General features: G+C 45.8%; 2 tRNA genes and 3 rRNA genes. All 5 read right to left on the bottom strand.

The annotated features are described in order from the left end of the window. Positions 1-195: 195 nt before the first annotated feature. A 5S ribosomal RNA gene (rrf, locus tag HNP38_RS17860) occupies positions 196-304 on the bottom strand. Positions 305-462: 158 nt separating this feature from the next. Next, positions 463-3,219: ribosomal RNA gene (locus HNP38_RS17855) — 23S ribosomal RNA — on the bottom strand. Positions 3,220-3,377: 158 nt separating this feature from the next. After that, positions 3,378-3,451 (bottom strand) — tRNA-Ala (locus tag HNP38_RS17850). A gap of 80 nt (positions 3,452-3,531) precedes the next feature. Further along, positions 3,532-3,605: transfer RNA gene (locus tag HNP38_RS17845), tRNA-Ile, on the bottom strand. Positions 3,606-3,817: 212 nt separating this feature from the next. After that, a 16S ribosomal RNA gene (locus HNP38_RS17840) occupies positions 3,818-5,334 on the bottom strand. The 16S, 23S and 5S rRNA genes sit together here with 2 tRNA genes alongside, the layout of an rRNA operon. Positions 5,335-5,811 lie beyond the last annotated feature (477 nt).

Here is a 5,811-nt window from a genome sequence, read left to right as displayed (position 1 = left end):
TTTTTGTTCAATTTTTAAATTTTCTTTTCATCAATTTCGATCATCAACTTAAGAATAATAGAAGAGAAGAGAAGAGAAGAGGATGGGATGGATTGATATGATACAAAACAAAAAAGCCTCATACCCTTTCAGTATGAGACTTCTTAGACATAAAAAAAGCTCCTCACACACTAGGTATGAGGAGCTTTAAATAAAAACTGGCGGCGACCTACTCTCCCGCTATTCGCAGTACCATCGGCGCTGGTGGGCTTAACTTCTGTGTTCGGAATGGGAACAGGTGAGCCCCACCGCTAAAACCACCCTAAAGGCTGTATATAAGATATCAGAGGGGAGATTTCAGATTTCAGACTGTTATTGTCTGGTATCTGATGTCTTATATCTGACATCTGTTTTAATCGATAAAAACCTTCACAAAGACAAAACCTTGGTCGCACTTATAAGGCTTGTGTATAATAACCAATAGGCTATAAATCTACGGGTAATTAGTACTACTCGGCTATGCTGTTACCAACTTTACACCTGTAGCCTATCAACGTTGTCATCTCCAACGACCCTTAAAAGATGTCTCATCTTGAGGCGAGTTTCGCACTTATATGCTTTCAGTGCTTATCTCTTCCAAACATAGCTACTCAGCGGTGCACCTGGCGGTACAACTGATACACCAGAGGTTTGTTCAATTCGGTCCTCTCGTACTAGAATCAAGTCCTCTCAAACATCTAACGCCCGCAATAGATAGAGACCGAACTGTCTCACGACGTTCTGAACCCAGCTCGCGTGCCACTTTAATGGGCGAACAGCCCAACCCTTGGGACCTTCTCCAGCCCCAGGATGTGACGAGCCGACATCGAGGTGCCGAACCTCCCCGTCGATGTGAGCTCTTGGGGGAGACTAGCCTGTTATCCCCGGAGTACCTTTTATCCTATGAGCGATGGCCCTTCCATACGGAACCACCGGATCACTATGTCCTGCTTTCGCACCTGATCGACTTGTAGGTCTCACAGTCAAGCACCCTTATGCCATTACACTCTACGCACGGTTACCAAGCGTGCTGAGGGTACCTTTGAAAGCCTCCGTTACTCTTTTGGAGGCGACCACCCCAGTCAAACTACCCACCACGCAATGTCCTTCTAAAAGAAGTTAGGCTCCAAGTAAGTAAAGGGTGGTATTTCAACGTTGGCTCCACGCATACTAGCGTACACGCTTCAAAGCCTCCCACCTATCCTACACATTACTTACTCAAAGTCAATACGAAGTTATAGTAAAGGTTCACAGGGTCTTTTCGTCCCATTGCGGGTAATCGGCATCTTCACCGATACTACAATTTCACCGAGCTCGTGGCTGAGACAGTGCCCAGATCGTTACACCATTCGTGCAGGTCGGAACTTACCCGACAAGGAATTTCGCTACCTTAGGACCGTTATAGTTACGGCCGCCGTTTACTGGGGCTTCAGTTAATGCCTTCGGTTTAACCCTAAGCACCTTCCTTAACCTTCCAGCACCGGGCAGGTGTCAGACCCTATACAGCATCTTTCGATTTAGCAGAGTCCTGTGTTTTTGATAAACAGTCGCCTGGGCCTCTTCACTGCGGCCAGCATTGCTGCTGGCGTCTCTTCTTCCGAAGTTACGAGACTATTTTGCCTAGTTCCTTAGCCACGACTCACTCGAGCACCTTAGGATTCTCTCCTCGACCACCTGTGTCGGTTTTGGTACGGGTTGCTTCACTTCGGCTTTTCTTGGATCCGATTTCACTATAACAGCTTCGCCCGAAGGCTAGGCCTTGACACTTCCGTCCGTCTTCAATAGCTACGTCGAACCGTCCCCTTTTTAGTGTGAGCAAGTATGGGAATATTAACCCATTGTCCATCCACTACCCCTTTCGGGTTCGCGTTAGGTCCCGACTAACCCTCAGCTGATTAGCATGGCTGAGGAAACCTTAGTCTTTCGGTGAGGGGGTTTCTCGCCCCCTTTATCGTTACTTATGCCTACATTTTCTTTTCTATAAGCTCCACAATACCTCACGATACTGCTTCTACGCCGATAGAATGCTCTCCTACCAGATATAATTAATTATAAATCCATAGCTTCGGTAATATGCTTATGCCCGATTATTATCCATGCCGAACCGCTCGACTAGTGAGCTGTTACGCACTCTTTAAATGAATGGCTGCTTCCAAGCCAACATCCTAGCTGTCAATGCAGTTCAACCGCGTTGCTTCAACTTAGCATATATTTGGGGACCTTAGCTGTTGGTCTGGGTTCTTTCCCTCTCGGACATGGACCTTAGCACCCATGCCCTCACTGCCGCAGAACATTTATTAGCATTCGGAGTTTGTCAGGAATTGGTAGGCGGTGAAACCCCCGCATCCAATCAGTAGCTCTACCTCTAATAAACTCATTTGCGACGCTGCACCTAAATGCATTTCGGAGAGTACGAGCTATCTCCCAGTTTGATTGGCCTTTCACCCCTACCCACAGGTCATCCGAAGACTTTTCAACGTCAACCGGTTCGGTCCTCCACTCTGTGTTACCAGAGCTTCAACCTGCCCATGGGTAGATCACAAGGTTTCGCGTCTAATCCTACTAACTATGCGCCCTATTCAGACTCGCTTTCGCTCCGGCTCCGGTACTTAATACCTTAACCTCGCTAGTAAAATTAACTCGTAGGCTCATTATGCAAAAGGCACGCCGTCACCCAACTTGTGGGCTCCGACCGCTTGTAGGCGTACGGTTTCAGGTTCTATTTCACCCTTCTATTCGAAGTGCTTTTCACCTTTCCTTCACAGTACTTGTTCACTATCGGTCTTTCAGGAGTATTTAGCCTTGGAGGATGGTCCCCCCATATTCAGACAGGATTTCACGTGTCCCGCCCTACTCATTTATCATCTTAATATGCCTTTCATATACGGGGCTTTCACCCTCTATGGCTGCACTTTCCAGTACATTCTATTAAACATATAAAGACTTTTGGGCTAATCCGCTTTCGCTCGCCACTACTTACGGAATCTCTTCGATTTCTTTTCCTCAGGGTACTTAGATGTTTCAGTTCTCCTGGTTTGCTCCTCTTACGAGGTAATACATCTTCAATGTATTGGGTTGCCCCATTCGGATATCTACGGATCAATTCGTGTGTGCCAATCCCCGTAGCTTTTCGCAGCTTACCACGTCCTTCGTCGCCTCTGAAAGCCTAGGCATCCGCCATACGCCCTTAACGATTTCTTTCCTATTTTTAGGTTACTCAAGCACTTATAAGTGCTCGGTTTTCTCTTTGTGATGTCTTTACCGTTAATGTCAATGAGCTTAATATCTTTTTTTTGGCTTAGTAAACAATTGTTGTTTTTGGCTCCAATCGTAACTTTTAAACTAAACCTCCAAAACTGTGGAGAATAAGGGAGTCGAACCCTTGACCTCCTGCGTGCAAGGCAGGCGCTCTAGCCAGCTGAGCTAATTCCCCCTCTAGTAGTTGTCGGTTGTCGGTTATCAGTTGATCGTTTTAACTCTCAACCTATAACTCTTAACTCTCAACTTTATTAGTAGTCTCGGGCAGGCTCGAACTGCCGACCTCTACATTATCAGTGTAGCGCTCTAACCAGCTGAGCTACGAGACTGTCTTTTAGACTTTGAGAGCAAAGAATATAGAATAAAGACCTTATCAACTTCTGTCTTTCATCTTTGTTCTTTTCTCTTGCCTCTTCCCTTTACTAATTTCTAGTGGGTTTGTATTTTTATATAGCAACCAAATAAAAAACTAAAGCTTAAACTTTAAGTAAGTACGTATCTTACGATACTAATTTTGTTTATCGTCCCGAAAGACGCTCTAAAATGAGATGTTCCAGCCGCACCTTCCGGTACGGCTACCTTGTTACGACTTAGCCCTAGTTACCTGTTTTACCCTAGGCAGCTCCTTTTACGGTCACCGACTTCAGGTACCCCAGACTTCCATGGCTTGACGGGCGGTGTGTACAAGGCCCGGGAACGTATTCACCGCGCCATGGCTGATGCGCGATTACTAGCGATTCCAGCTTCATAGAGTCGAGTTGCAGACTCCAATCCGAACTGAGACCGGCTTTCGAGATTCGCATCACATCGCTGTGTAGCTGCCCTCTGTACCGGCCATTGTATTACGTGTGTGGCCCAAGGCGTAAGGGCCGTGATGATTTGACGTCATCCCCACCTTCCTCTCTACTTGCGTAGGCAGTCTCACTAGAGTCCCCAACTTAATGATGGCAACTAGTGACAGGGGTTGCGCTCGTTGCAGGACTTAACCTAACACCTCACGGCACGAGCTGACGACAACCATGCAGCACCTTGAAAATTGCCCGAAGGAAGGTCTATTTCTAAACCGATCAATTCCCATTTAAGCCTTGGTAAGGTTCCTCGCGTATCATCGAATTAAACCACATAATCCACCGCTTGTGCGGGCCCCCGTCAATTCCTTTGAGTTTCAAACTTGCGTTCGTACTCCCCAGGTGGCTAACTTATCACTTTCGCTTAGTCTCTGAATCCGAAAACCCAAAAACGAGTTAGCATCGTTTACAGCGTGGACTACCAGGGTATCTAATCCTGTTCGCTCCCCACGCTTTCGTCCATCAGCGTCAGTTAAGACATAGTAACCTGCCTTCGCAATTGGTGTTCTAAGTAATATCTATGCATTTCACCGCTACACTACTTATTCCAGCTACTTCTACCTTACTCAAGACCAGCAGTATCAATGGCAGTTTCATAGTTAAGCTATGAGATTTCACCACTGACTTACTGATCCGCCTACGGACCCTTTAAACCCAATAAATCCGGATAACGCTTGCACCCTCCGTATTACCGCGGCTGCTGGCACGGAGTTAGCCGGTGCTTATTCGTACAGTACCTTCAGCTATTTACACGTAAATAGGTTTATCCCTGTACAAAAGAAGTTTACAACCCATAGGGCCGTCATCCTTCACGCGGGATGGCTGGATCAGGCTTCCACCCATTGTCCAATATTCCTCACTGCTGCCTCCCGTAGGAGTCTGGTCCGTGTCTCAGTACCAGTGTGGGGGATCACCCTCTCAGGCCCCCTAAAGATCATTGACTTGGTGAGCCGTTACCTCACCAACTATCTAATCTTGCGCGTGCCCATCTTTATCCACCGTAGTTTTCAATATATCAAGATGCCTTGACATATATTATGGGGTATTAATCTTCCTTTCGAAAGGCTATCCCCCTGATAAAGGCAGGTTGCACACGTGTTCCGCACCCGTACGCCGCTCTCAATTGTCCGAAGACAATCTACCGCTCGGCTTGCATGTGTTAGGCCTCCCGCTAGCGTTCATCCTGAGCCAGGATCAAACTCTCCATTGTATGTTTGTCTGACTCACTCAAAGTTTTTTAACGCTTTAGTTTTTCCTTACTTGGTTGTTATATTTTATGTCAATGATCTTCATCGCTTCCGCTTTAATCAGGATCTACTCTCTGTCGTTTTCGATCCCCCGATTTGCGTGTGCAAAAGTAATAATTTATTTCTTACCAGCCAAATGTTTCTAAAGAAAATTTAAAGTTTTTTCTCTTTAACCCTAATCTCTATCACAACACTTAACCCTCACTCCTGCGCCCCCTTTTATTAGGGACTGCAAAGATACTAAAAATTTCATCTCTCACAACTTTTATCTAGTTTATTTTTAAATAATAAATGTGACGATACTTTTTTCTCTTTTTAAAAGTGTTCCTTAAATTAATGCCCTTAATTAAAAGCCCTCCTGCGCTGCCTAATACCTCCCGGTTTTAGGTCCCGCAAAAATACAAACTTATCTACACACAAAACAAATCTATTTAACATAA

Source organism: Chryseobacterium defluvii (assembly GCF_014204415.1).
Taxonomy (GTDB): domain Bacteria; phylum Bacteroidota; class Bacteroidia; order Flavobacteriales; family Weeksellaceae; genus Chryseobacterium; species Chryseobacterium defluvii_A.
The sequence above is the reverse complement of the archived record's forward strand: the minus strand, read 5'-3'. Positions and strand labels throughout refer to the sequence as shown.